This is a genomic window from Corynebacterium mucifaciens (genome assembly GCF_012396315.1).
In the GTDB taxonomy this organism is placed as follows: domain Bacteria; phylum Actinomycetota; class Actinomycetes; order Mycobacteriales; family Mycobacteriaceae; genus Corynebacterium; species Corynebacterium mucifaciens.
On the sequence record NZ_JAAXPF010000006.1, the window covers coordinates 93,458 to 118,491 of the forward strand.

At 67.3% G+C, this 25,034-nt stretch carries 22 protein-coding genes, 2 tRNA genes and 1 pseudogene; 8 read left to right on the forward strand and 17 right to left on the reverse strand.

Annotated features, from left to right (window positions below; all coding sequences use genetic code 11):
* Complete coding sequence (locus tag HF989_RS06620; protein WP_343033564.1) at positions 1-1,077, forward strand: HNH endonuclease signature motif containing protein; 1,077 nt, start codon at positions 1-3, stop codon at positions 1,075-1,077.
* On the opposite strand, the gene obgE is transcribed toward HF989_RS06620, so the two are convergent.
* The 7 genes and pseudogenes from obgE to HF989_RS06655 all read right to left on the reverse strand — a co-directional run bounded on the left by obgE (position 1,074) and on the right by HF989_RS06655 (position 7,949).
* A complete protein-coding gene (obgE, locus tag HF989_RS06625) occupies positions 1,074-2,579 on the reverse strand; it encodes a GTPase ObgE (RefSeq protein WP_168685034.1) in 1,506 nt (501 codons plus the stop codon). The genes HF989_RS06620 and obgE overlap by 4 nt on opposite strands.
* Positions 2,580-2,769: 190 nt before the next feature.
* Positions 2,770-3,021, reverse strand: a pseudogene (rpmA, locus tag HF989_RS06630) (50S ribosomal protein L27); the annotation flags it as partial.
* 20 nt (positions 3,022-3,041) lie between these two features.
* Positions 3,042-3,347 (reverse strand): 50S ribosomal protein L21, encoded by a 306-nt coding sequence (rplU, locus tag HF989_RS06635; RefSeq protein ID WP_038612760.1) that lies wholly within the window; start codon positions 3,345-3,347, stop codon positions 3,042-3,044.
* A gap of 184 nt (positions 3,348-3,531) precedes the next feature.
* Positions 3,532-6,237: a translation initiation factor IF-2 N-terminal domain-containing protein gene (locus tag HF989_RS06640; RefSeq protein WP_246233841.1), complete on the reverse strand. Its 2,706-nt coding sequence runs from the start codon at positions 6,235-6,237 to the stop codon at positions 3,532-3,534.
* Positions 6,238-6,523: 286 nt separating this feature from the next.
* Positions 6,524-7,084 carry a TetR family transcriptional regulator gene (locus HF989_RS06645; protein WP_168685040.1) on the reverse strand — a complete coding sequence of 187 codons (561 nt, stop codon included), beginning with the start codon at positions 7,082-7,084 and terminating at the stop codon, positions 6,524-6,526.
* Between the two features lie 133 nt (positions 7,085-7,217).
* A complete protein-coding gene (gene ndk, locus HF989_RS06650) occupies positions 7,218-7,628 on the reverse strand; it encodes a nucleoside-diphosphate kinase (RefSeq protein ID WP_038612771.1) in 411 nt (136 codons plus the stop codon).
* A 15-nt stretch (positions 7,629-7,643) separates the two neighbouring features.
* Positions 7,644-7,949 carry a hypothetical protein gene (locus tag HF989_RS06655; RefSeq protein ID WP_168685042.1) on the reverse strand — a complete coding sequence of 102 codons (306 nt, stop codon included), beginning with the start codon at positions 7,947-7,949 and terminating at the stop codon, positions 7,644-7,646.
* Here HF989_RS06655 and HF989_RS06660 point away from each other — a divergent pair.
* Complete coding sequence (locus HF989_RS06660) at positions 7,948-9,387, forward strand: AMP-binding protein (RefSeq protein ID WP_168685043.1); 1,440 nt, start codon at positions 7,948-7,950, stop codon at positions 9,385-9,387. The two genes, HF989_RS06655 and HF989_RS06660, sit on opposite strands and share 2 nt — an antisense overlap.
* Here HF989_RS06660 and HF989_RS06665 read toward each other — a convergent pair.
* From HF989_RS06665 to HF989_RS06680, 4 genes are read right to left on the reverse strand one after another with little or no spacing between them, the layout of a single operon-like run.
* Positions 9,384-9,809: a DUF4233 domain-containing protein gene (locus tag HF989_RS06665; RefSeq protein ID WP_168685045.1), complete on the reverse strand. Its 426-nt coding sequence runs from the start codon at positions 9,807-9,809 to the stop codon at positions 9,384-9,386. The two genes, HF989_RS06660 and HF989_RS06665, sit on opposite strands and share 4 nt — an antisense overlap.
* Positions 9,806-11,299: a bifunctional tetrahydrofolate synthase/dihydrofolate synthase gene (gene folC, locus HF989_RS06670; protein ID WP_168685047.1), complete on the reverse strand. Its 1,494-nt coding sequence runs from the start codon at positions 11,297-11,299 to the stop codon at positions 9,806-9,808. The genes HF989_RS06665 and folC overlap by 4 nt, the downstream gene beginning before the upstream one ends.
* Complete coding sequence (locus HF989_RS06675) at positions 11,300-14,008, reverse strand: valine--tRNA ligase (protein ID WP_343033565.1); 2,709 nt, start codon at positions 14,006-14,008, stop codon at positions 11,300-11,302.
* Positions 14,009-14,030: 22 nt separating this feature from the next.
* On the reverse strand, positions 14,031-14,984 hold the full coding sequence (locus HF989_RS06680; protein WP_168685051.1) for a malate dehydrogenase: 954 nt from the start codon (positions 14,982-14,984) through the stop codon (positions 14,031-14,033).
* 133 nt (positions 14,985-15,117) lie between these two features.
* Here HF989_RS06680 and HF989_RS06685 point away from each other — a divergent pair, with 133 nt between their 5' ends.
* Positions 15,118-15,846: a TetR family transcriptional regulator gene (locus tag HF989_RS06685; protein WP_168685053.1), complete on the forward strand. Its 729-nt coding sequence runs from the start codon at positions 15,118-15,120 to the stop codon at positions 15,844-15,846.
* Between the two features lie 16 nt (positions 15,847-15,862).
* Here the strand turns inward: HF989_RS06685 and clpX are convergent, their stop codons facing one another.
* Positions 15,863-17,143 (reverse strand): ATP-dependent Clp protease ATP-binding subunit ClpX, encoded by a 1,281-nt coding sequence (gene clpX, locus HF989_RS06690; protein ID WP_168685054.1) that lies wholly within the window; start codon positions 17,141-17,143, stop codon positions 15,863-15,865.
* 79 nt (positions 17,144-17,222) lie between these two features.
* On the opposite strand from clpX, the gene HF989_RS06695 reads away from it, so the two are divergent.
* On the forward strand, positions 17,223-17,543 hold the full coding sequence (locus HF989_RS06695) for a hypothetical protein (RefSeq protein ID WP_168685056.1): 321 nt from the start codon (positions 17,223-17,225) through the stop codon (positions 17,541-17,543).
* Positions 17,544-17,588: 45 nt separating this feature from the next.
* Here HF989_RS06695 and HF989_RS06700 read toward each other — a convergent pair whose 3' ends face one another.
* From HF989_RS06700 to HF989_RS06720, 5 genes are all read right to left on the reverse strand, one after another.
* Complete coding sequence (locus HF989_RS06700; protein ID WP_168685058.1) at positions 17,589-18,209, reverse strand: ATP-dependent Clp protease proteolytic subunit; 621 nt, start codon at positions 18,207-18,209, stop codon at positions 17,589-17,591.
* Between the two features lie 29 nt (positions 18,210-18,238).
* Positions 18,239-18,835 (reverse strand): ATP-dependent Clp protease proteolytic subunit, encoded by a 597-nt coding sequence (locus tag HF989_RS06705; protein ID WP_038612789.1) that lies wholly within the window; start codon positions 18,833-18,835, stop codon positions 18,239-18,241.
* A 303-nt stretch (positions 18,836-19,138) separates the two neighbouring features.
* The gene (gene tig, locus HF989_RS06710; RefSeq protein ID WP_168685060.1) at positions 19,139-20,533 is read right to left on the reverse strand and encodes a trigger factor; all 1,395 of its coding nucleotides are present in this window, start codon (positions 20,531-20,533) and stop codon (positions 19,139-19,141) included.
* Positions 20,534-20,614: 81 nt separating this feature from the next.
* Positions 20,615-20,688 (reverse strand) — tRNA-Pro (locus HF989_RS06715).
* 138 nt (positions 20,689-20,826) lie between these two features.
* Positions 20,827-20,901 (reverse strand) — tRNA-Gly (locus tag HF989_RS06720).
* Between the two features lie 142 nt (positions 20,902-21,043).
* Here HF989_RS06720 and HF989_RS06725 point away from each other — a divergent pair.
* The 4 genes from HF989_RS06725 to HF989_RS06740 all read left to right on the forward strand — a co-directional run bounded on the left by HF989_RS06725 (position 21,044) and on the right by HF989_RS06740 (position 24,951).
* Positions 21,044-21,811, forward strand: coding sequence for a DUF1542 domain-containing protein (locus HF989_RS06725; RefSeq protein WP_246233844.1), 768 nt, complete (start codon positions 21,044-21,046; stop codon positions 21,809-21,811).
* 66 nt (positions 21,812-21,877) lie between these two features.
* Positions 21,878-22,660, forward strand: coding sequence for an electron transfer flavoprotein subunit beta/FixA family protein (locus tag HF989_RS06730; protein ID WP_168685062.1), 783 nt, complete (start codon positions 21,878-21,880; stop codon positions 22,658-22,660).
* A 9-nt stretch (positions 22,661-22,669) separates the two neighbouring features.
* Positions 22,670-23,599 carry an electron transfer flavoprotein subunit alpha/FixB family protein gene (locus HF989_RS06735; protein ID WP_168685064.1) on the forward strand — a complete coding sequence of 310 codons (930 nt, stop codon included), beginning with the start codon at positions 22,670-22,672 and terminating at the stop codon, positions 23,597-23,599.
* Positions 23,599-24,951 carry a cytochrome b/b6 domain-containing protein gene (locus HF989_RS06740; protein WP_168685066.1) on the forward strand — a complete coding sequence of 451 codons (1,353 nt, stop codon included), beginning with the start codon at positions 23,599-23,601 and terminating at the stop codon, positions 24,949-24,951. Before HF989_RS06735 ends, HF989_RS06740 begins: the two co-directional genes overlap by 1 nt.
* The last annotated feature ends 83 nt before the right edge of the window (positions 24,952-25,034 follow it).

Consider the following 25,034-nt stretch of genomic DNA (forward strand, 5'->3'; position numbering starts at 1 on the left):
GTGAACGCATTCGATGCAACGATGAACGCCTGCGCCGTCGACTTCCTCAAGCACTTCAACCGGCAGCAGTTGCTGGACGCCGGCTTCAGCCCCCGCCGCGTCGGCGAGTGGCGGAAGGTCCACAACGTCCTCTTCGGCGCCACCAAGTGGACCGCGAAGCAACGTGAGGCTGTGGCCCGGGCGCGCACGTCCGGGCTGAGCCTGGACCAGCTGGTGCTGATTGAGAAGAAGCTGCATCACATCGCAGACGCGGCGCTGCAGTGGGCATTGCGCCTCGAGCTGCTTGCCTTCCGCGGCACCTACGAGGCGTTGCGCCGCCGGGCGAAGGAGATTGTGCCGGCACCGCCGCCGAAAAAGCCGCGCGCCAAGGTGATCTTTTCCGCGCCGCGGATGGGCATGCGCTCCATGATGGTCACCGGCACCGAGCGCGACATCACCGACATCGAAACGTCCCTGCGCACCGACCTCGACCCCGCACTCCCCGAGTCGGAGCAGATGCTCGGCCCGCTTCTCGACGTCCTCCGGTCCGACACCACCGGCATCCCCCGTGCCGCCCCGCGCCCCATCGTCCTCGTGCCGATGGAGGAGCACGTGAAAATCCTCGCCGGCGACGGCGACGAGGTGCTGCTCGGGCTTACCGACGGCACCACCATGACCGGCGCCGAATACCTGCAGCGCACCCACGGCGAGGCGCTAGAAGTCGCGCTGTTCCACCCCGAGGAGGGGCCGGTGAATCTGTACCGCAGCGCGCGGTTTGCCAACCAGAAACAGCGCGACCTGCTGCGGGTGGCCCAGCCGGTGTGCTCCGCCCCAGATTGCCGGCGCGCTGCAGATCACTGCGAGTTCCACCACATCGTGCCTTGGGCGCGCGGCGGCCCCACCAACCTGGCGAACCTCGCGCCGCTGTGCCGCTACCACAACCGGGTCAACGACGACTCGCCCGGACTATCCCGACGCGGCCGCATCGTGCGGAGGCAGGGCCGGATCTACTGGCGCTACCCGCGCGGGTATCCGGTGTCCAACCCGCGCGGCCACCGCGGCGCGATGGACCTGCTGTTCGGCAAGCGGCGGCCCTAGCCCTGCCAGCGCTCGCGGTCGGCCTCTTCGCCGGTGCCGTAGTCGTACTCGTCGATGAGGCCGCGGCGCGCCTGCGAGGCGCGCTTGCGCTCGGCCGCAGAGGTGCGGTCGGTGCCGCCAAGTCGGGCGTCCTGGCCGCGGCCTGCAAGCGTCGGGTCGCCGCCGATGGAAGGCTCCCAGTCGAACGAGATCTCGCCGATGGTGACGGTGTCGCCCTCCTGCGCACCTTGCTTGCGCAGCAGCTCTTCCACGCCGGCCTTGTTCAGTCGGTCGGAGAGGTAGCCGACGGCTTCGTCGTTCTCGAAGTCCGTCTGACGCACCCAGCGCTCCACCTTCTCGCCGGTGACCAGCCAGCCCTCCGGGTAAACGGGATCGCGCGTGACCTCGATGCCGGCATCGTCGTGGCGGCGGCCGACAAATGCTGGGCGGATAACCTGCGGCTCCGCGACGGGCTGCTCCTTGCGCTTTGCGCGGGCGCGCTTGACGATGTCCCACATCGCCCACTTCAGCTCATCCAAGCCTTCGCGGGTAGCGGTGGAGATCAGATACACCGGCCACCCGAACTTCTCCTCGATGTCGTCCCGCAAAAACTCAGCGAGTTCTTTTGCCTCCGGGATGTCCATCTTGTTCAACACCACCAGGCGCGGGCGCTCGCGCAGGTCGCCGAGGCCGGAATCCATGTCCAGCGCACCGGCGTAGGTGTCCAGTTCGTGCTCGAGGGCCTCGATGTCTGAGAGGGGGTCACGCCCAGGCTCCATCGTCGCCACATCCACAATGTGGGCCAGCACCGCGGTGCGCTCAATGTGGCGCAGGAAGTCCAGGCCCAGCCCCTTCCCCTCGCTCGCACCCGGGATCAGGCCGGGCACGTCAGCGATGGTGAAGGTGTCGTGGCCCACGTTCACCACGCCCAAGTTCGGCGCAAGGGTGGTGAACGGGTAATCCGCGATCTTCGGCTTGGCCGCCGACAGCACCGAGATGAGCGACGATTTGCCTGCCGACGGGAACCCCACCAGGCCCACATCCGCCATCGACTTCAGCTCCAGGATGAGGTCGTGCGCCTCACCCGGCTCGCCTTTGAGCGCAAAGCCCGGTGCCTTGCGCTTCGCCGTCGCCAAGGCTGCGTTGCCCAAGCCGCCGAAACCTCCCTCAGCCGCGATGAAGCGGGTGCCCGGCACGGTAAGGTCCGCGAGCACCTCCCCGTCCTCGTCCCGCACGACAGTGCCCACCGGAACCTCGAGTACGAGGTCCTCCCCGCGCGCGCCGTTGCGCCAGTCGCCGGCGCCGTTCGCGCCGCGCTGCGCCTTCAGGTGCGGGCGGTACTGAAAGTCGAGCAGGGTGTGCACCTGCGTGGACACCTCAAGGACGATGTCGCCGCCGTGCCCGCCGTTGCCGCCGTCGGGGCCGCCAAGGGGCTTGAACTTTTCACGGTGGACGGACGCGCAGCCATGGCCGCCGTCGCCCGCTTGGAGGTGCAAGGTTGCGCGATCAACAAATTGGGCCATGGTGAGTCCCGCCTTTCTTCTGGCCTTGCGATACGGACGATGATATGCAAAAAGCGCCGCCGGCCCGAACGGACCAGCGGCGCCGATTCACCAGCGCTTACGCGGTGGCAGTTGCCTCGGCGGCGGTGCCTTCCTCGACAACGCCTGCTACCTCGGCCTGCTCGAGGACCTCGGAAGCAACGCCCTGGCCGTCAGCCGGGACGATGTTGACGATGCGGCGCTTGCGCTTGATGCCGAACTGGACGGAGCCGTCAGCCAGAGCGAACAGCGTGTCGTCGCCACCGCGGCCGACGTTGTCGCCCGGGTGGAACTTGGTGCCACGCTGGCGGACGATGATCTCGCCGGCCTTGACCTGCTGGCCACCGAAGCGCTTCACACCGAGGCGCTTGGACTCAGAGTCACGACCGTTCGAGGAGCTGGATGCACCCTTCTTGTGTGCCATAGTTCAAACTCTCCTAGTAGTTACTTGATGCCGGTGATCTTGACGGTGGTCTGCTGCTGGCGGTGACCCTGGCGGACCTTGTAGCCGGTCTTGTTCTTGTACTTCAGAATGTCGACCTTCTTGCCCTTGCCGTGCTCGACGATCTCCGCGGTCACGTTGACCTTGGACAGGGCGTCGGTGCCGGAGGTGACGTCTGCGCCATCAACGAGAAGGATCGGGGTGAGTTCGACCTTGTCGCCTGCTTCACCCTCAAGCTTCTCGACCTTGACGAGGTCGCCTTCGGCAACCTTGTACTGCTTGCCGCCGGTCTTGACGATCGCGTACATAGAGGGTTACCCCTTATCTCTACTCGCCCACCCCCGGCATGCACAAGGGCGGAATGGAACAGTTCGAGCGTTTCGGGGCCGGTAACGAGCCAGCCGTGCCCGCATGCGTAGGCAACGAGGCAGCACGCCCCGAAACAGCGACTTGGCAAGACTACACCGGAAGCTTGCGCTTTACCAAACCGCGCTAGCTGGTCCGCCGCGTGGCGCGCCGACGCCCGCGCCGCGGGGAAGCGCCTGCTTCTCGACGCCCTTCGGCGCCGCCCGTCTGCTTTGTGCCCGCGGGCTTGCCATCGCGGGCAGTGCCCCGCACCGCTTGGGCGCTGCCATTGGTCGACGCGTTGGACTTGCGGACCGCCCGTCGACGCCCGCGGCGACCGGCCGAAGGCTTCGACTCCGCGGTCGCGGTCTCCTGCTCCGGCGCCTCCTGGGGCTGGGCGTCATCGCGCTCGAAGTCTTCGCGGCGCGGACGGTGGTCGGAGCGCGAGTTGCCGCGGGTGCGGCGCTTGCGGCGCGGCGAGCGCTCAAACTCGTCGACCGCCTCCTCGTAGCTCTGTCCGGTCTCCTGCTCGGCAGCGTCCTGCGTGTCCTGCGCGTCCTGCGCCTCGGGCTGCTCCTGCTTGCCGCGCCCGCGGTTGCCGCCCCGCCGGCCGCGGCGGCGCGGGGCACGGCGGCGATCGTAGGACTCGTCGTCCCGGTCGCCGGCCTGAGGCGTTTCGTCCGTCTTTTCGCCGCTCTCGTCGTTATCGTCGCTGAAGATGGAGTTGAGCAGGTCGTCCATCTCGTCGTCGTTGAGGTGCTTCCGCTTCGGGCGGCGCCCGTTGCGGGGCTGCGCCTCCTCGCCGCCGTCGCGGCCGTTGTCGCGCGGGCGGTCGGGGCGGCGCTCGTCGTCACGCTGCTTGCGCTTCGGCCGCTCGTCTCGGCCCCGCTCGGAGTACGGGTCGTGCTCGACTGGGTCGTCGGAGACGATGATGCCGCGGCCGCCACAGCACTCGCACTCGGTGGAGAAGGTTTCCAGCAGCCCGTTGCCCAGGCGCTTGCGCGTCATCTGCACAAGCCCCAGCGACGTCACCTCCGAAACCTGGTGACGCGTGCGGTCGCGGCCCAACGCCTCGTTGAGGCGGCGCAGCACGAGTTCCTGGTTCTCAGGCAGGATCATGTCGATAAAGTCGATGATGATCATGCCGCCGATATCGCGCAGGCGGACCTGGCGCACGATCTCCTCGGCCGCCTCCAAGTTGTTGGAGGTCACGGTCTCCTCCAGCGAGCCGCCGGAGCCGGTGAACTTGCCGGTGTTGACGTCGATGACGGTCATGGCCTCAGTGCGGTCGATCACCAGCGTTCCGCCGGACGGCAACCACACCGTCCGCGAAAGCGCCTTCTGCAGCTGCTCGTCGATGCGGTAGACCTCGAACGCGTCCTTGCCGTCGTGGGCGTCGCGGTCGAACTTTTCCAACCGGTCCAACAGATCCGGCGCGACCGATTGCACGTACGCGTGGACCGTGTTCCACGGCTTGCGCCCGTCCACGATGAGCGACGTGAAGTCCTCGTTGAACAGGTCGCGGACGACCTTGACCAGGATGTTCGGCTCCTCGTAGAGCGTCACAGGCTTCGCGCCCTTGGACGCCTTTTCCTTTTCGGCCTGCTCTTGGATCGCGGTCCACTGGTTGTGCAGGCGGTTCACATCCGCCGCGATGGCCTCTTCCGGCACGTTCTCCGCTGCGGTGCGGATGATCGCCCCGCCCTTGCCGGGCACGACGTTGTTCAGGATCTCCTTCAGCCGCTTGCGCTCGGGCGCGGGCAGCTTGCGCGAAATCCCGGCGCTGCGCCCGCCCGGCACGTACACCAGGTAGCGGCCCGCCAGCGAGATCTGCGTGGTCAGTCGCGCGCCCTTGTGCCCCACCGGGTCCTTCGTCACCTGCACCAACACCTGGTCGCCGGACTTCAGCGCCTGCTCGATGCGGCGCGAGCGGCCGCCCAGCCCAGCGGCCTTCCAGTCCACCTCACCGGCGTAGAGCACGCCGTTGCGGCCCTGCCCGATGTCGATGAACGCCGCTTCCATGCTGGACAGCACGTTCTGCACGCGCCCCAGGTAGATGTTGCCGATCATCGAGGACTGGCTCTCCGCGGTAACGAAGTGCTCCACCAGCAGACCATCTTCCAGCACGCCCACCTGGGTGATCTTCCCGTGGCCGTCGTGGCGGTCGCGTTCCCGGACCACCATGTGGCGCTCCACCGACTCGCGGCGCGCCAAAAACTCCGCCTGGCTCACAATGCGCGAGCGCTTGCGCTGCTCCTCGCGCTTCTCGCTGCGGCGCCGACGCTGCGCCTCCAGGCGCGAGGACCCCTTGATCGCCTTCGGCTCCTCAATGAGCTCGGTCTCCTGCTTCTCGACGTCCTCCGGCGAAGCCACGTCGTCAGACTGCGGCTCCTCTTGCGGTTCTTCCTGCGGCTCGTCTTGTGTGGGTGCCGCGGCCCGCGTTGCCCGGCGGCGCTTGCGCTCGGGCGCTTTGAACAGCGGCGCGCGGTTCGCGGTGTCCTCCGGAACCGGGGCCACCTCTGGCTCGACGTCGGTGAGCGGGTCGCCCTCGGCGCTGTCGCGAAGGTCCGCCTCAACCTTTTCCTCGATCTGGTGGATCTCGTTTTCCACGTCCTTGCGCACGCGCTCGCGGATCTTCTTGTCCGCGCCGTCGTCGGCGGCCGCAGCGTCGTCGGTGTCCGAGCCATCGGCGGTGGGGTTCGCCAGCGCGTCGAGAAGCTGCTCGCTTTCGGCGCGGGTTAGCGTGGATTGCGCAACTTTGACCACCCCGAGCTCGGACAACGCCACCACGAGCTCCTTCGACGGCACGCCGAGGGCCTTGGCCAGCGCGAACACGCGCGTTTTCGGGCCCAGCTGGGACCGGTCAAACGCGGCGTACGGGTTGCCTGCGGGTGTTTCTGTCTTCTTCGCCGTGCGCTTGCGCGCCGGTTGTGTCGGCTCCTCGTGACCAGCCACTGTGGCATTCTCCAATTTTGCTCAGCCGCATCGCGCTGGGGCGGGCCGGGCGCCGGCAACATCGTGCCGAAGCGGCCGCGCGGCGGGCCCCACGGTGCGGTACATGTAAACGTTTCTCAGCGCCGGGTCGCCGGCGCTTGCGCCACCATTGTGGCACAGCCAGAGTCACTGCGCGGGCAGGGTGTTACTTCTCGGCCAGTCGCAGAAGGTCCGCCACCGCCGCGATCGGCGCGTTGTGGTGCTGCTCCGTCAGCGCGGTGCCCACCGCGATCTGCAGCACGCGCGCGGAGTTCAACTGCTCGACGCCGCCGCGCCGCAGCATCTCCCCGATCATCTCTTTAAGCTCCTGGAGGGCGCGCTCAACGGTCGCCCCGACCTCGTTCGGTTCGCGCTGCGCCTCGACAAACGCGGTGATGATCGTGCCGGCGCGCTCGGGCTGGCCGCACGCCACGACATCCACGGCGCACTCGGCCAGGCACACCGGGTCGGTGAGATCCGTCTCCCCCGACGTTGCACGGGCGAACGCGGCACGACGCTGCTGCACCAGGTGGTCGAAGCAGGTGGCCACCAGCTTGTCACGGGTGGAGTAGTAGTAGCCGATTGATCCCACCGGCACTGTCGCCGCCGCGGCAACCTGGCGGTGCGTCACGCCCTTCATGCCTTCCGTCAGCAGCAGGCGGATTGCCGCATCCAGGATTGCGGAGCGCTTCTCCACCGCCCGTGCCTGCTCCCCGCGAGATGCCACCGCCGCCTCCCTTTCTGCCTGCCGGCCTACATGCAACTTCATTAATACAACATGCCCGCGCGGGGACCGGGCAACCCCAACGTCAGACGAGAAAACACCGCAGCCCTCAGGCTGCGGTGTTTGTGTGGCGGACCTAGCGGTTGGGGAACCAGATGCCGATCTCGCGCTCAGCGGACTCCGGGGAGTCAGAACCGTGCACGACGTTTTCCGCAACGGAGAGCGCGAAGTCGCCGCGGATGGTGCCCGGGGTCGCCTTGGACACCGGGTCGGTGCCGCCAGCCAGCTGGCGCCAGGCCTCGATGGCGCGCTCGCCCTCGACGATGCCCGCAACTAGAGGCGCGGAGGTGATGAAGTCCACCAGCTCGCCGAAGAACGGCTTGTCCTTGTGCTCCGCGTAGTGCTGCTCCGCGGTCTCGCGGTCCGCGGTGCGCAGATCCAGCTCCACGAGCTTGAGGCCCTTGCGCTCAATGCGGGCGATGATGTCGCCGACGTGGCCGTTTGCAACGCCGTCGGGCTTGATCAGGATCAGAGTGCGTTCAGTCATAGCCCGAAATAGTACCTAAGCCTCACGCACGATGCGCGCCGCATCCTCGGGCGTGGCGGCGCGGAACCAGAGCTGCACCTGCTGCACGGCGAGCTGGATATTGCCCTCCGCCTTCATCCGCTGCACCGTCGCGCGTTGTTCACCGTTGAGCTCGGGGACTTCCTCCTCCCGCGCCTTGTACTGCTCGTAGAACCCGAGGACCAAAAATAGGCCCGCCGCCACAATCGCCGCCGTCCCCGCCCACCCGGGCAGGGAGGTGTACACGGCCGCCACCGCGATCAGCGAGAACACGGCGGCCAGGGCAAAGCTCACGATGCGCATGAGCAATACCGTAGCCTTGTTGGCCATGGTGCACAGCAGCCCGCTGCCGGCGATTGCACTGCCCGGCACAACCATCGACCGCATGGTCGCCTCCCGGTCAGCGTCGCCTGCTATGACGGAGATCGACACCGGCCGCACTGTCACTTACGCCGAGCTCAACGCACTCGCTGACGCCGCAGCCGGCCGCCTGCGTACCCGCGGCGTCGGCAGCAGCAGTGTGGTGGAGGTGCGGCTGGCCAACTCCATCGATTTCGCGGTCGCGCTGCTCGCCGTCGCCCGCACGGGCGCCGCCGCGGCGCTCATCGGGCCTTCGCTTCTCGACGCCGAAGCGTCGCGCCTTTCCGCCCTCGCCGGCGTCACCCACCGCGTCGAACCCGCCGACTTCGTACCGGGTTCCGCGCAGGCATGGACCGCCTCCGACCCGGACGCGGTGGCGGTGATCCCGTTTTCCTCAGGCACGACCGGCATGCCCAAGGCGGTTGAGCTCACCCACCGCTCGATCACCGCGAACGCGGCCCAGTTCAACGCCGCGCTCGCCGCCAGCGGCATCGGCGAGGGCACCCGGGTGGCCGCTCCCCTGCCGTTTTCCCACATCTACGGGCTGAACACCCTGCTGCTTTCCTCGCTGGCCGCCGGGCGCCACGTCTTCACCGCCGCCCGCTTTAACCTCGCCGAGTTTGCCCGCGCGCACCGCGACCACGCCATCGAGCTGAGCTACATCGCCCCGCCCATCGCGCTCGCGCTGGCCAACTCGCCCAATGTGGACCCGGCAGACTTCGCCTCCACCGCCCACATGGTCTGCGGGGCCGCACCGCTGAGCGAATCCTTGGCGCGGCGCGTTGAAGACCGCCTCGGCGTGGTCATGCTGCAGGGGTACGGCACCACGGAATCGTCGCCGGTCACGCACGTGGGCATCGCCGGGCGCACCAACCCGGGCACCATTGGCGCCGCCCTGCCCAACACCCAGTTCCGCGTCGTGGACTTGGACACCGGCGCGGAGACGCCGGACGGGCAGCCCGGCGAGCTGCAGGTCCGCGGCCCCCAGGTCATGCGCGGCTACCTGCGGGACCCGGGCGCCACCCGTGCCGCAATTACTGACGGCTGGCTGCGCACCGGCGACATCGCACGGGTCAACCCGGATGGGACTGTCACCGTCGTCGACCGGGCGAAAGACGTGTTCAAGTACCGGGGGTTCCAGATCGCGCCCGCCGAGCTGGAGGCGCTGCTGCTTACGCACCCGCAGATCAGCGACGTGGCTGTGGCCGAGCGCGGTGGGGTGCCGAAGGCGTTCGTCGTGAAGCAGGGCCGCCTGGAGGAGGCCGACGTGATTGCGTGGGTGGCAGCGCGCGTGACCGCCTACAAAAAGGTGCGCGCGGTGGCGTTCGTGGACGCCATCCCGCGCAACGCGGCAGGAAAGATCCTGCGCAAAGACCTCTAAGTGCCCAAGTGCTGGGTGGTGAGGTAGCCGCCGCGCATGCGCTGCAGGATCTCCGAGCGCATGCGGATGACGAAGTACCAGACGACGCCGAAGATGATGCCGACGGCCGTGACCGACCAGTGGATGAAAAAGCCGAAGATCAGCGGGATCTGCAGCGCGAGGTCAATCCATAGCGCGGCGGGCTTCTTCTGGAAAAACGCCATCACCACGTGCGCCAGGCCAATGACCGTGACGTAGACCCAGTTAAAGGTGGTCCAGTGCGCGCCGTCGTCGACTTTCAGGATCACGGTGAGGATGAGCAGGACCGTGATCGCCTCCATGATTAGCGTTCCTGCGAGCACCCCGGTCAGGCCCGACATCGGGTCCTTGACGGGCTGCTGGCCGGGCCCGAGCGGGCCCATCTCCTGCGTGCGGCGTTTCATTGCGGGTCCTTTCCAAACATGGCGCGCGCCTCTCCTGCCGTGACCACGGAGCCGGTGATCAACACGCCCGAGCCGGACTGCACGCCCACCTCGGCGAGCGCCTCCTCCGCCAGCTCCACGGCGAGCTGGTACGCGGACGGGAGGTTCTCTTCTACGTGCACTCGCTCGTCGCCGAAGACCTCGCGCGCGGTCTCCGCCAGTTCGTAGGCGTCCGTCGCGCGCGGGGAGCTGTTTTGGGTGATCACTACCTCGGTGAGCACCGGCTCAAGCGCCTCCATGATCCCGCGCGCGTCCTTGTCGCCCAACACACCCAAGACGCCGATGAGGCGGGTGAAGTCGAAGTCGCGCTCCAGCGCCGCGGCCAGGGCCTGCGCCCCGTGGGGGTTGTGGGTGGCGTCGATGAACGTGGTGGGCGTCGCCCGTACGCGCTCCAGCCGCCCCGGCGACGTGGCTGCGGCGAACCCTTCGCGCACGGTGTCGGCGTCGAGCGTGCGCTCCGACGACGCGCCCCGGAACGCTTCCACCGCCGCGAGCGCGACGGCGGCGTTGTGCGCCTGGTGCGGCCCGGACAAAGGGATAAAGATGTCCGCATACTCGCCGGACAGGCCCTTGATGGTGAGCGTCTGGCCTCCCACGGCAACCTCGGAGGCGGCGACGCCGAACTCCTGGCCAAAGCGGGCCACCGGTGTGCCGATCTCCACGGCACGCTCCAGAATCACCGGCATGGCGTCAGGGTCCTGCTGGCCGATCACGGCCACGGCGTCGGCGCTGCGGATGATGCCCGCCTTCTCGCCGGCGATCTCCGCGATGGTGTCGCCCAAGTAGTCGGTGTGGTCTAGCCCCACGGGCATGATCACATCCACGTCCGCGTCGACCACGTTGGTCGCGTCCCAGCGCCCGCCCATGCCGACTTCCACGACGGCGACATCCACCGGCGCGTCCGCGAACGCCGCGAACGCGAGGCCCACCATGACCTCGAAATAGCTCATGGGCACCCCGGTGCGCTCGTCCACCATCTGGATGTACGGCTCGATTTCGCGGTAGATGCGCACGAAATCCGCCGGGTGAATCGGCTCGCCGTCGATGCCGATGCGCTCGGTGATGGATTGCAGGTGCGGGCTCGTCGTGCGGCCCACGCGGTTGCCAAAGGAGCGCAGCAGCGACTCCGCCATCCGCACCGTGGACGTCTTGCCGTTGGTGCCGGCAACGTGGATCACCTTGTAAGATTTCTGCGGCTCGCCCAAGAAGTCCATGAGCAGCTCGATGCGCTCCAGGCTCGGGTCGATGGCCGTCTCCGGCCAGCGGGCATTGAGCTCGGCCTCCACCTGCGCAAGCGCGGCGAGATCTTCGTCGCTCACGCCGCGCGGCGCGAGCTCGTCGGCCTCTCGGCCCTCCCCCGGCGCGCCGAGGTTGAGGGTGAGGCCGGCGTCGGTCTGCTGAATGTCGTACTGCTCGGGGAGCTCGGGGAGCTCGAAATTCTCGTCTGCCATTTACGCCTCCGGGAGCTGGTCCAGGCGAGCGGTGACGCGCTCGAATTCCTCTTGCGCGACCTGCTGGCGGACCTTGATCTTGTCCACCACGGCCTCGGGCGCGTTGGCCAGGAACTGCTCGTTGGACAGCTTGGCGCCGGTGGTGTCCAGCTCCTTCTGCGCCGCCGCGAGCTCCTTTTCCAGGCGCTTGCGCTCGGCGGCCACATCCACCGTGCCGGAGGTGTCCAGCGCGACGTCGAGGTTCGCCTTGCTCAGGCGCATCTCAATGCTTGCCGACGCACTAAAGTCCTCCCCCGGCCGCTCAACCCTGGCAATCTGGCGGACCAGATCCTCCAGCTCGGCCAAGTCGGCGGAGGCGAAGTCCACGCGCGCGGGGACCTTCTGCGAGGGCTTGACCCCTTGGTCCGCGCGGAAGCGGCGCAGCTCGGTGATGAGCTTGATGGCGTCTTCCACGCGGGCGCGTGCCTGCTCGTCGGTCGCGGCGCCGCCGTTGGTGTCCGCGGCGGTCGGCCACGGCGCGAGCGTGACGGTCTCTGCACCGGTGAGCGCCTTCCACAGCACCTCGGTAATGAACGGCATGGTGGGGTGCAACAGGCGCAGCACCACGTCCAAGACGCGACCCAGCACAACCTTGGTGTTCTCACCCTCTTCGCTCTCACCGTCCCGCGGGATCTGCGTCTTGGCGATCTCGAGGTACCAGTCGCACAGCTCGTCCCACGCGAAGTGGTAGAGCAGCTCGTTGGCCTTGGCAAACTGGTAGTCGTCCAGGTAGGCATCCACCGCGGCGCTGACTTCTTCGGCGCGGTCCAGGATCCACCGGTCCGCGTCGGTCAGCGCGGCTCGGTCCGGCAGCGCGTCCACCCGCGCGCCGTTCATGAGCGCGAACTTGGTGGCGTTGAACAGCTTGGTGGCGAAGTTACGGGCGGCCGTAGCGTTATCCTCGCCGATGGGCAGGTCAACGCCCGGGTTTGCCCCGCGGGCGAGCGCGAAACGCAGCGCATCCGCGCCGTAGCGCTCCACCCAGTCCATCGGGTCGATGCCGTTGCCCAGCGACTTCGACATCTTGCGGCCCTTTTCATCGCGCACCAGGCCGTGCAGGTAGAGGTTGTGGAACGGAATCTGAGGCCGCCCCTCCTGCCCTGCCCCCAGGATTTCCGGAGTGGTCTGGCCTGCGAAGGTGCCGAACATCATCATGCGCGCAACCCAGAAGAACAAGATGTCGTAGGCGGTGACCAGCACGGTGGTCGGGTAAAACTTCTCCAGCTCCGGGGTTGTTTCTGGCCAGCCCAGGGTAGAAAACGGCCACAGTGCCGACGAGAACCAGGTGTCCAGCACGTCCGGGTCCTGCTCGTAGCCGGCCGGCGGCTCTTCGTCCGGGCCCACGCAGACCACGTCGCGCTCGCCGTTGCCGTCCTCCGGCCCGTACCAAATCGGGATGCGGTGGCCCCACCACAGCTGGCGCGAAATCGTCCAGTCGTGCATGTTGTCCACCCAGTCGAAGTACCGCTTCTCCAGCGCCTCCGGGTGGATGACCGTGTCGCCTTCGCGCACTGCGTCGCCAGCCATCCGCGCCAGCTCGTCCACCTTGACAAACCACTGCAGGGACAGCCGCGGCTCGATCGGCTCGCCGGAGCGCTCCGAGTGGCCCACGGAGTGCACGTAGGGGCGCACCTCCTTGACAATGCGGCCTTGCGCCGCGAGCGCCTCGCGCACGGCGATGCGGGCGTCCTCGCGGGTCATGCCGTCAAACTCGGTGCCGGTGTCGGCGATGCGGCCCTTCTCGTCCATCACGATGGGCATGTCCAGGTCGTGGCGCAGGCCCATCTCGTAGTCGTTGGGGTCGTGCGCCGGGGTGATCTTCACCGCGCCGGTGCCCAGCTCCATGTCCACGTAGTCGTCGGCAATGACCTTGACCTGCATGCCGTCGCGCAGCGGGTGCTCGAAGACCTCGCCGATCAGGTGCGCATAGCGCTCGTCCTCCGGGTGGACGGCGATAGCGACGTCGCCAAGCATGGTTTCCACGCGCGTGGTGGCCACGACCAAATGCGGCTCATCGTCGTTCAGCGAGCCGTAGCGGATGGAGACGAATTCGCCCTCGACGTCCTTGTACACCACCTCGATGTCGGACACGGCCGTCTCCAGCACCGGCGACCAGTTGACCAGGCGGTAATCGCGGTACACCATGCCGCGGTCGTAGAGCTGCTTGAAGATGGTCTGCACCGCGCGGGACAGGCCCTCGTCGAGTGTGAAGCGTTCGCGGGACCAGTCAACAGAGTCGCCGATCGCGCGCATCTGCGTGGTGATCGTCCCGCCGTACTGCTCCTTCCACTCCCAGACGCGGCCGATGAACTCGTCGCGCCCGTAGTCGTAGCGGTCTTTGCCCTCCTCCGCCTTGAGCTTGGCCTCCACCTTGGTTTGGGTGGCAATGCCCGCGTGGTCCATGCCCGGCAGCCACAGCACCTCGTAACCCTGCATGCGCTTGCGGCGCACCAGGGAATCCATCAACGTGTGGTCGAGCGCGTGACCCATGTGCAGCTGGCCGGTCACGTTCGGCGGCGGCAGCATGATCGAGTACGCGGGTTTGTCCGAGGCCGGATCCGCCGTGAAGTAACCGGCATCCACCCAGCCTTCGTACAGGTCACGTTCGTGGGCGCTGGGCTCCCACGACTTGGGCAGTTCGTTCGCGCGGTTCAGATCAGTCTCAGTCACGCGGACTATCTTAACCAGCGGCCTAAAACAGCTTGTCGGCGATCGCGGCTTCCGCGCGCAGGGCCCCGACGTTGGCGGTGATGCGCTCCCTTTGGTCGTCGTGAAGCTCAAGCCCCTCGACGACGTGCCACTGCCCGTCGCCGGTAGCGGGGAAACCGAAGACTAAGCCCTCGTCCACGCCGTACTCGCCTGACGACGGCAACGCTACCGTCGCCCACCGCCCGGACGTGCCCCGCACCCAATCACGCATGTGGTCGACGGCCGCCGACGCGGCAGATGCCGCGGAGGACTTGCCGCGCACGTCGATGATCTCGGCTCCGCGTTTTGCCACCCGCGGGATGAACTCGCCGGTGTACCACTCGCGGTCCACCTCCACCGGGGCGCCGTCCGCCGTGGCGTAGGTGATGTCCGGAAACTGGGTGTCCGAGTGGTTGCCCCACACCGCGAGGCGCTCGATGCTTGCCGACGCCACCCCCAGGTGGCCCGCCAACATTGACTGCGCCCGGTTGTGGTCCAGGCGCATCAGCGCGTTGAAGCGGTCCTTCGGCACGTCCGGCGCAGCCTTGGAGGCGATGTAGGCGTTGGTGTTAGCAGGGTTGCCAACCACGAGCACGCGGACGTCATCGGCCGCCCCGGCGTTGATGGCTTCGCCCTGGGCGATGAAAATGCGGCCGTTGGCGGCGAGCATGTCGGCGCGGGACTCGCCCTTGCCGCGGGGCTTCGCGCCGATGAGGAAGGCGGCCTCCGCGCCGTCGAACGCCTTGTTCGCGTCGTCGGTCACGTCGATGCTGCGCACCAGCGGCAACGCGGAATCCGCCAGCTCCATGGCGGTGCCCTCAGCTGCGCGCATGGCATCCGGAATCTCCAGCAGCGTCAGCTCCACCGGCTCGTCGCCGAACACGTCGCCTGCGGCGATACGCCACAGCAGGGAGTACGCGATGTTGCCGGCCGCGCCGGTCACAACGATCTTGGCCATAGGTCATCTCCTGTGCATTGCGGTGTTGTCCCCCGCCAACCTACCCCCGCCCGGGGCAGAAATGCTGCCGTTTGCACCAAGAACGGGCATTTAGTGCACGATTGAGGGGGAATCCGAGTGAAAGGGACAGGACGTGGCCGACGCTGTTTCCGAGGCACCATCCCCCGACTCGGTTGTCCGCGCTGCGGTGACGGCGTTCGCCCGCGACGGCTACGCCAGCGTTACCGTGGAGACGCTGGCCAAACAGACCGGGATGACCAAGCGCATGATCCACTACCACTTCGGCGACAAACGCGGCCTCTACGTGGCAGCGCTACGCCACGCCCTGGGCCAGCTCACACCGCCGGAGAATGTGCTGAACCGCTCCTTCGCGGTACCGGTGGAAGGCATGCGCAGGTTTGTAGACGCGCTCTACCACACCTGCCTGGACAACCCCGACGCCGTGCGGCTCGTGCTGCGCGAGAATCTGGATCCCGCCGTCGAGGCGGATGACGCAGCGCTGCTCACCGACGCCCGCGAAATGACCCTGCACGCCGAGCGGTTGCTGCTGGCGGGCCAAGACGCGGGAGCGTTCCGCCCCGGCATCACCGCCGTGGACCTCCTCGCGCTCATCTTGTCGCTGTGCTTCTTCCGCGTGAGCAACGGCGTCACGGCGCAGCACCTGTCCCGGGTGGATCTGGAAAGCCGCCGCAACGTCGACGGGATGCGGCGCATGGTCATCGACACCGTGCTGGCGTTTTTGACCTCCAACATCTCCTACTCCGGTTACGAGTCCTACTTAGAGCCCGCCCCCTCGCCCGCGGAGGCCACCGAGCCGGACGAGCTGTTCGACATTTACGGCGAGGACGGCCGGATCGTGTGACGCCGATGGGGCGTCACTAAGCGGAGCGCTTCTCCTCCGCCTCGACGAACGTCGGCTCGCCCTCGCCGCGCACGACCGCGTCGTCGACGATGACCTCCGCGACGTTCTCCCGGTCCGGCAGGTCGTACATGATGGGCACGAGTAGCTCCTCCATGATCGCGCGCAGACCGCGGGCGCCCGTCTTGCGCTCGGCGGCCTTGTCCGCGATCACGCCGAGCGCGCCATCCGTGACGATCAGCTCCGCGCCGTCCATGGCGAATAGGCGCTGGTACTGCTTCACCAGCGAGTTCTTCGGCTCAGTGAGCACGCGCTTCATCGAATCGCGGTCAAGGTCGTTCACGTGCGCAATGATGGGCAGGCGACCGATGAACTCGGGAATGAGGCCGAACTTGACCAGGTCACCCGGCTGCACCTGCGCGAGCAGGTCCGCCTCCTGGCGCTGCTCCTTCGAGTCGATCTCCGCGCCGAAGCCAATGCCTTTCTTGCCCACGCGCTCCGCGACAACCTTATCCAGGCCCGCGAACGCTCCGGCGACGATGAACAGGATGTTCGTGGTGTCCACCTGGATGAACTCCTGGTTTGGGTGCTTGCGCCCGCCCTGCGGCGGCACCGACGCGGTGGTGCCCTCCAGGATCTTCAACAGCGCCTGCTGCACGCCCTCGCCGGAGACGTCGCGGGTGATCGAGGGGTTCTCGGACTTGCGCGAGATCTTGTCCACCTCGTCGACGTAAATGATGCCGTGCTGCGCGCGGTTGACGTCGAAGTCCGCGGCCTGCAGCAGCTTCAGCAAAATGTTTTCCACGTCTTCGCCCACGTAGCCCGCCTCGGTGAGGCTCGTCGCGTCCGCGATGGCGAACGGGACGTTGAGCATCCGCGCAAGCGTCTGCGCGAGGTAGGTTTTGCCGGAGCCGGTGGGGCCGAGCAGCAAGATGTTGGACTTGGCGATCTCCACGTCCTCGTCCCGCTTGCGGCTGGCCACGTTCGACGACTCCGCCTTGATGCGCTTGTAGTGGTTGTACACCGCGACCGCGAGGGTCTTCTTCGCGGTGTCTTGGCCGATGACGTACTCGTCCAAAAACGCCGTGATCTCGCTCGGGCGCGGCAGGCGATCCGGATCGGACGTCTCCCCCGCCGCTTGTGCTCCAGCGAGCTCTTCCTCGATGATCTCGTTGCAAAGCTCAATGCACTCGTCGCAGATGTAGACGCCGCCGCCGGCGATGAGCTTGCGCACCTGTTGTTGGCTCTTCCCGCAGAAAGAACACTTGAGCAGGTTCGCGCTGTCGTGCGTGGTTGCCATATGCGCCTATCTACTCCCGTCTTAGATAAATCCCAACCGAGTGTAATGGTTGCGTCAAACCGTGCTGCGCACCGTTTCGATGACGACAACAACGACATCGACGCGCGCGTCCACCAGCTCCAGTAGCCGCCGCTCGAGCAGCGCAGGCAGCAACTCCCGCAACGAGGCACGCGAGCCAGCGCAAGTGCGCGAGACCATCGTGGACGACCGCCCCGGCGCCGCCTGCGCGTGGCCCGCGCAGGGCGAATCCAGCGGCGGGCAGGAATACAGCACGTTCTGCGACCGCGCGTGGGCCCGCACGGTAACCCCCGACGGCACGGACTACTTCTGGGTGGCCAGGGGCGGCGGCTGGGTGTCGGTTGACCCGGCCGGCACGGGTGGCGCCGGAGGGGCGTCGTGAAGCGCAACGCGCCCGGGACGAACCCGGGCGCGTTTCCTCTACCTGCTAGCCGTTGAGCTTGCGGTAGTCGAAGACCTGGTCGATGATCCCGTACTCCACTGCGTCGGCGGCGGTGAGGATCTTGTCGCGATCGGTGTCGATGCGGACCTGCTCGGCGGTGCGGCCGGTGTGGCGCGCCAGCGTCTCCTCCATGAGACGGCGCATGCGCTCGATCTCCGCCGCCTGGATCTCCAAATCCGACACCTGACCCTGCGTGCCCTGGGTGGCCGGCTGGTGGATCAGCACGCGTGAGTTCGGCAACGCCGCACGTTTGCCCGGGGCGCCAGCGGCCAAGATCACCGCGGCAGCGGAAGCAGCCTGGCCCAGGCAGACAGTCTGCACGTCGGGACGGACGTACTGCATCGTGTCGTAGATGGCCATCAACGCAGTGAACGAGCCACCCGGGGAGTTGATGTACATGGTGATGTCGCGGTCCGGGTCCTGGGACTCCAGCACCAGCAGCTGCGCCATGATGTCGTTTGCCGACGTGTCATCCACCTGGGTGCCCAGGAAGACAATGCGCTCCTCGAAGAGCTTGCCGTACGGATCGATCTGCTTCGTGCCAAAGCTGGTTTCCTCCAGGAACTGCGGCAGCACGTAGCGGGAGTTGGGCAATTGGAAAGTCATGGTGTGTGTCTCCTTAATCCTCGTGTGCCTTAGTTCTCGCCGATCGAGTACTCGCCGGCCTGGGCGGCGTTCTCGATGACGTGGTCCACGATGCCGTACTCCTTCGCCTCCATGGCGGTAAACCAGCGGTCGCGGTCAGAGTCCTTGGTGATCTGCTCGAAGGACTGGCCGGTGTGCTCGGCGATGAGCTCGGCCATCTCGCGCTTTGTCGACGCGAACTGCTCCGCCTGGATAGCGATATCGGCAGCGGTGCCGCCGACGCCTGCAGACGGCTGGTGCATCATGATGCGCGCGTGCGGCAGGGCGTACCGCTTGCCCTTCGTGCCGCCCGAGAGGAGGAACTGGCCCATGGATGCGGCCAGGCCCATGCCGTAGGTGGCGATGTCGCACGGGGAGTACTTCATCGTGTCGTAAATCGCCATGCCGGCCGTCACCGAGCCACCGGGCGAGTTGATGTAGAGGTTAATGTCGCGCGTCGGGTCCTCCGCCGACAGCAGCAGGATCTGGGCGCAGAGCTTGTTGGCGATCTCGTCGTCCACCTGCTGGCCCAGAAAGATAATGCGCTCCCGCAGGAGGCGCTCATAAACGGAGTCTCCCAGGTTCATGCCTTGGGTCGGGGAAGTCATAACAGACGCTCCTTTGCTAGTTCATCCGGTAACGCCACTACCCTACTCGGGTGGTTGTTGAAGTCCGAGCCTGTTCGCTACCGGCGTACGGTGCAGCATTTGCGGCGCGCAGATTCGTTCACGCGCGTGTGAACACATTCCCGGCGAGCGCGCCTCGAGCTGGGGGAAATGAACACATCGCCCGTCTCTCGGCACTTTTGTTCACCCGCAGGGTTCGGAAGAGTGAACGAATTTCGTTCGGCCCCGGAACACGCAAAAGCGGCCGGGCTCGTAAGCCCCGGCCGCTCCTTCGCGGACGAAAAGTTACTTCTCGTCGGTCTCGGTGGCCTCGGTGGTCTCCGCGGACTCAGCTGCCTCGGTGTCGGCAGCGTTCTCCTCGGTCTCGCCGAAGTACTCGTTCGGGTCGACCGTGTTGCCGGCCTCGTCGGCAACCTGCGTGCGGGAGATGGCGATGGCCAGGGCTTTGCCGCGGCGCACGTCGGAGAAGAGGTTGGCAATCTGGCCGGACTGCTGCAGCTGGGCCACGAACTGGTTCGGGTCCATGCCGTAGGACTGCGCGGTGAACAGGATGTGGTCGGTCAGCTCCTGCTGGGAAACCTCCGGCTGCTCCTGGTCGGCCACCGCGTCGAGGAACAGCTGCGTGCGCACGGACTCCTCCGCCTGCTCGCGAGACTGCGCGTCGAACTCTTCGCGGGTGGTGCCCTGCGCCTCGAGCAGCTGGGCAAGCGCGTTCTCGTCGTGCGCCATCTGGCCGAGCAGCTGGTGGAGCTGGTTGTGCACCTGCTCGTCCACCACGGACTCCGGCAGGGCGAACTCGGTCTGCGCCAGGGCAGCCTTGAGCACCTCGTCGCGGATGTCGGCGGCCTGCTGCGCCTTGACGTTCTCTTCCACCTGCTCGCGGGTGGAGTTGCGCAGCTCCTCGACGGTGTCGAACTCGGATGCCAGCTGGGCAAAGTCGTCGTCGAGCTCCGGCAGCTTGCGCTCCTTGGTCTGCTGCACGGTGACCTTCACGGTGGCTTCTTCACCCTTGTGGTCGCCGTACTGGATCTCGGAGGTGAACTCCGCCTCCTCACCGGTCTTCAGGCCCTTGATGGCCTTGTCCAGGCCGTCCATCAGGTCGTCGGCGCCCACGCGGTAGGTCAGGCCCTCGGTGGACGCGTCCTCGAGCTTCTCGCCGTTGATGGTGGCCTCGAGGTCGATGATGGCGAAGTCGTCCTTCTTCAGCTTGCGCTTGGTGTCCTTCAGCTCGCCGAAGCGCTCCCGGAGAGTGTCCAGCTCCGCATCCACTGCGGCGTCGTCGACCTTGAGCTCCGGCACCGTGACGGAGATCTGGGAGAAGTCCGGCACCTCAATCTCGGGGCGCACGTCGATCTCTGCGGTGAACTCGACAACGTCGTTGTCTTCGATCTTGGTGACGTCGATGTCCGGCTGCCCCAGCGGGTTGAGGTCGTTTTCCGCCAGCGCCTGCTCGTAGCGGGTCGGCAGCATGTCGTTGACAACCTGCTCCAGGATCGGGCCGCGGCCGAAGCGAGCGTCGATAAGCTGGCGAGGCGCCTTGCCACGACGGAAGCCCGGGATGTTGACCTGCTGGGCGATGGCCTTGTAGGCCTGGTCAATTTCCTTGCCCAGCTCGTCGAACGGCACGGTGACGTTGAGCTTCACGCGGGTGTCGCTGAGCTTGTCGACGGAAGTCTTCACGGATTTCTCCTGTACTAGATCGAAACAACGATTGTCGGATGTTCATGTGTGGCGGGCCCGCACTCGACGGGCCCGCCTTTGTCGGGGCGACAGGATTTGAACCTGCGACCCCCTGCTCCCAAAGCAGGTGCGCTACCAAACTGCGCCACGCCCCGTAGCGGCAAAACCGCACGGTATGAACCACATCCGCTGCACGGCTGGGGTTCAGGAATGTCATTGTAGCGGGGCCGAAAACACCGCCCGCATTAAGGGCACAAAAACACCGGCCCCGCAAGCGGAACCGGTGAGAAAAGTGGAGGGAATGACGGGAATCGAACCCGCGTCTTCAGCTTGGAAGGCTGAGGTATTAGCCACTATACGACATTCCCACGCGCTAAAACGCGCTGTTCGGAAATGTTAGCGCAGCCGGTACCGTTGAACCAAACACGTGACCAGATGCGCAAAGGAGCCCCGGTGTTCGGCCTACTATTCCTCCTCTTCCTCTTCGCCCCCCTGTTGTTCCTGCCCATGATGGGTGGCCAGCGTCAAGTGCAGCCCTCGCGCCGCCAGGTGGCGCAGCAACAGCAGCTGTCGTTCGACGACGCGTACGCCGACGCCAAGCGTTGGACCGATCGGCTCGGCTCGCAGGTGCTCAACCTTTCCGGCAACGACGCCGCCTCGAAGCAGGCGATGGCGGATGCGTCCGAGCGTTTCAACGCGGCGTCCGCCGGGCTGAGCGAGGCGCGCTCCGTCAAGCAGGCCACGCTGGCGCGCGAGTCCGCGTTGGAAGGATTGCACTACGTCAACGCCGCCCGCGAGATCATGGGCTTGCCGGCTGGCCCGCAGCTGCCGGAGCTGGAGGGCCAGCGCCAGGCGGGCCGCGTGACGGAGCAGCGCACCGTCACCCAGCAGGACGGCACCCAGGTCACGGCATCCCCGTACGCGACGGAGCAGACGCCGCACTACTACCCCGGCGGCGCAGTAGCGGGGCGCCCGGTGCCGGCTGGCTGGTACTCCACCGCCTGGTGGGCGCCGGCGATGATGACCGGCGTGTGGGCCGCGAGCTCGATGATGTTCTACTCCACCATGTTCGCGGGCATGTCCGGCGTCGCGTCGGCGCAGGCGTTCGAGGCCGGCGGCCTTGGTGACGGTGCGGGCGACATGGGCGATGCGGGCGAGGGCTTCGACGGCGCTGGCGATATGGGTGACGCAGGCGATATGGGCGGCGGCGACTTTGGGGACTTCGGCGGCGGATTCGACGACGGGGGCGGGTTTGACTTCGGCGGATTCGACTTTTAGCCGTGCGTTAGACTGCACTGCGATTGCGAACCAGATACACCACCCAATACATGACAAGGAGTGGCCGTGCGCATTGCTGTGCTACTGAAAGAAGTGCCGGACACCTACAGCGACCGCGAGATGAACCTGGAGACGGGTTTGACGGACCGTTCCGGCGACGTCGTGGCCGACGAGGTCAGTGAGCGCGCTGTCGAGGCCGCCTTGCGCATCGCCGAGGCAGCGGGCGACTCCGCGCAGGTCGAGGTGGAGATCTTGAGCGTCGGCCCGGAATCCTCCGCGGACTCGGTGCGCCGCGGCATTGCCATGGGCGCAAGCGAGGCGTATGTCGTCTCCGACGACGCGCTCGTCGGTGCGGATGTGACGCTGACGGCGCAGGTGCTCGCGAAGCTCGTCGAGAAGCAGGGCTACGACCTCGTTGTCGCCGGCGGCATGTCCTCCGACGGCGCCGCCGGGGTCGTCGCGCCGTTCGTCGCAGAGCTCCTGGGGTGGCCTGTGCTGACAAATCTCACTGAGCTGTCTATCGACGGCGATTCCGTGCGCGCCACCCAGGCCTCCGAGACGGCCACGGCGGAGCTGTCCGCGCAGCTGCCGGCCGTGGTGTCCGTCGCCGACGGATTCGCGGACCCCCGCTACCCCAACTTTAAGGGCCTGATGGCCGCAAAGAAGAAGGAACTCAACACCGTCGCCCTGACCGAGCTGGGCGTGGACCCGGAGGATTTCACCCACCCGCGCGCCATCATGGTGGACATCGAGCGCCGCCCTGAGCGCGAGCGGGGCGAGATCATCGACGGCAACTCCTCCGCCGCTACCCGCTTGGTGGACTTCCTCGAATCGAAGAACCTCATCTAAGGAGCACCCATGACTGAAGTACTTGTAGTCCCGGACCGCTCCCCCGACGGTTCGGTAGAGCCCAGCGTCGAAGAGCTGATTGGTGCGGCCTCCGCGATCGGCACCCCCGTGGTGCTCGCACCCGAGCGCGCGCACGCCGACGAGCTCGGGCGCCTCGGCGCGAAGACGGTGCTGGTCTCCGACGCCCCGCTCGTGGACGCCATCGACGCGGCTTTCGACGAACTCTACCCCGCCGCGGTGCTGTTCGCGCACACCGTCCGTGGTCGGGAGGCCGCAGGGCGCTTCGCGGCGCGCAAAGGCAAGGCGGTGCTTACCGACGCCGTGTCCGTCCGCCGCGACGACCAGGGCATTGTCACCGACCACCAAAACTACGGCGGCGTGTACTCCGCCGTCGCTGCCGCCACCCACTCCGCGCCGGTGATCACCCTGCGCCCAGGTGCTGTGGAGACGCGCGCCGAGGCCGCGTCGCCCGAGGTGCGGGAGCTCGAGGTGGAGCCGTCAGGGCGTCGAGAGGCAGACGTGCTCTCCGTGACCCCCGTGGAGCGGACCTCCAACCGCCCAGAGCTGCTGACCGCCGACAAGGTTGTCGCGGGCGGTGTCTCCCTGGGCGACGAGGACACGTTCGAAGAGCTCGTCGGCGGCCTCGCTGATGCGCTCGGCGCCGCCGTGGGCGCAACCCGCTCCGCCGTCGACGAGGGCCAAGTCCCGTACGAGGCCCAGATCGGCCAAACCGGCGTCATGGTCAGCCCGAAGCTCTACGTCGGCGTGGGCATCTCCGGCGCCGTGCAGCACCTGGTGGGCATGCAGACCGCAGACACGATCGTGGCCATCAACAGCGACGAAGACGCGCCCATCTTCGACATCGCCGACTTCGGCATCGTCGGCGACCTGTTCGACCTGGTGCCGGACATCATCTCCGAGATCGAGGCGCGCAAGTAATGCAGGTTGAACTCCGCCGAGGCCTCCCCCGCGTCGCAGGCGGGCAGCCGTGGCCGCCCGCAGGCACCGTGGAGATCGAGGACGCGCCAGCGGCTGCTGCGGCGCCTACAGCGCCCCCAGCGACCGAGACCGTTGCAACGCCCCTGCGCCGGGGCCTGCCCCGCGTGCCGGGCGGTGAGCCGTGGCCGCCGGCCGGCACCGTGCATGTCGCGGCGCCCGCTGCCGCCCCCGCCGACACCCCGGAAGCGACGGCGCCGGTTGAGAACGATGTGGACACGGTCGAGGTTCCGCTGCGCCAAGGTCTGCCCCGCGTCGTAGGCGGGCAGCCGTGGCCGCCGGCCGGCACCGTGCGCGTGGTGGCGCCGCCCGCCGCAGAGCGCGCACCCGAGGCTGCACCCGAGGCGGCCGTCAGCGAACCCGCCCCCGCACCCGAGCCGTCGCCGGTACCCGCGCCCGCGCAGGTGGCTGCGGAGGAGGAACCGGAGGGCGTCGGCAAGCGGTGGCTCCCGTGGGCGCTTGGAGCGCTGCTGCTGCTCGCCGCGGCGGTCATCGGGTCGCGTTGGTACGTGGGCACGGCTTCGGGCGCGGAGTTTATCGCCCGCTACGACGGGCTCCAGCCGCTGCCGGACAACGCCCCCGTCGGCCTCCCGGCGTGGCTGAACTGGGCCCACTTCTTCAACATGTTCCTCATGGCGCTGATTGTGAAAACGGGCCTGGACGTGCGGCGCGAAAAGCGTCCCGCCGCGTACTGGCAGCCGAAAAAGGGCGGCAAGAAGATCTCGGTGACGCTGTGGCTGCACCAGGTGCTCGACATCGCATGGGTCGCGCTCGGTGCCGTGTTCTTCGTCCTGCTCTTCACCACGGGCCAGTGGATGCGCATCGTGCCCACCAGCTGGGAGGTCTTCCCCAACGCGGTCTCGGCGGGGCTGCAGTACCTCTCGCTGGACTGGCCGGATGAGAACGGCTGGGTGTACTACAACGCCCTGCAGGAGCTGTCCTACTTTGTCACCGTGTTCGTGGCGGCGCCGCTGGCCATCGCGTCCGGTGTCCGCATGAGCGGGATGTGGCCGTCGTCCTGGAAGGCCGTCCCGGTGTCGTGGGCGCGCGCGGTGCACTTCCCCACCATGATCTACTTCGTGGCGTTCGTGGCCATCCACGTGTTCCTGGTGCTCGCCACCGGTGCGCGCGGCAACCTCAACGCGATGTTCGCGGCGCGCGAGGACGCCACGAGCTGGCTCGGCGTGGTGCTGTTCCTCATCGCGCTGGCCGTGACCGCCCTGGGGTGGTGGGCTGCCCGCGCCTCCGTGGTCGCGCCGCTGGCCAACGCGACGGGCAAGGTGTCCAAGCGCTAGTTGGGGACAACTCCGCTGCGGTGTCAACAACCCGCGGCGGTTATCCACAGCTTTCAAGCAAACGCTTTCCGACGCCGCTTCGC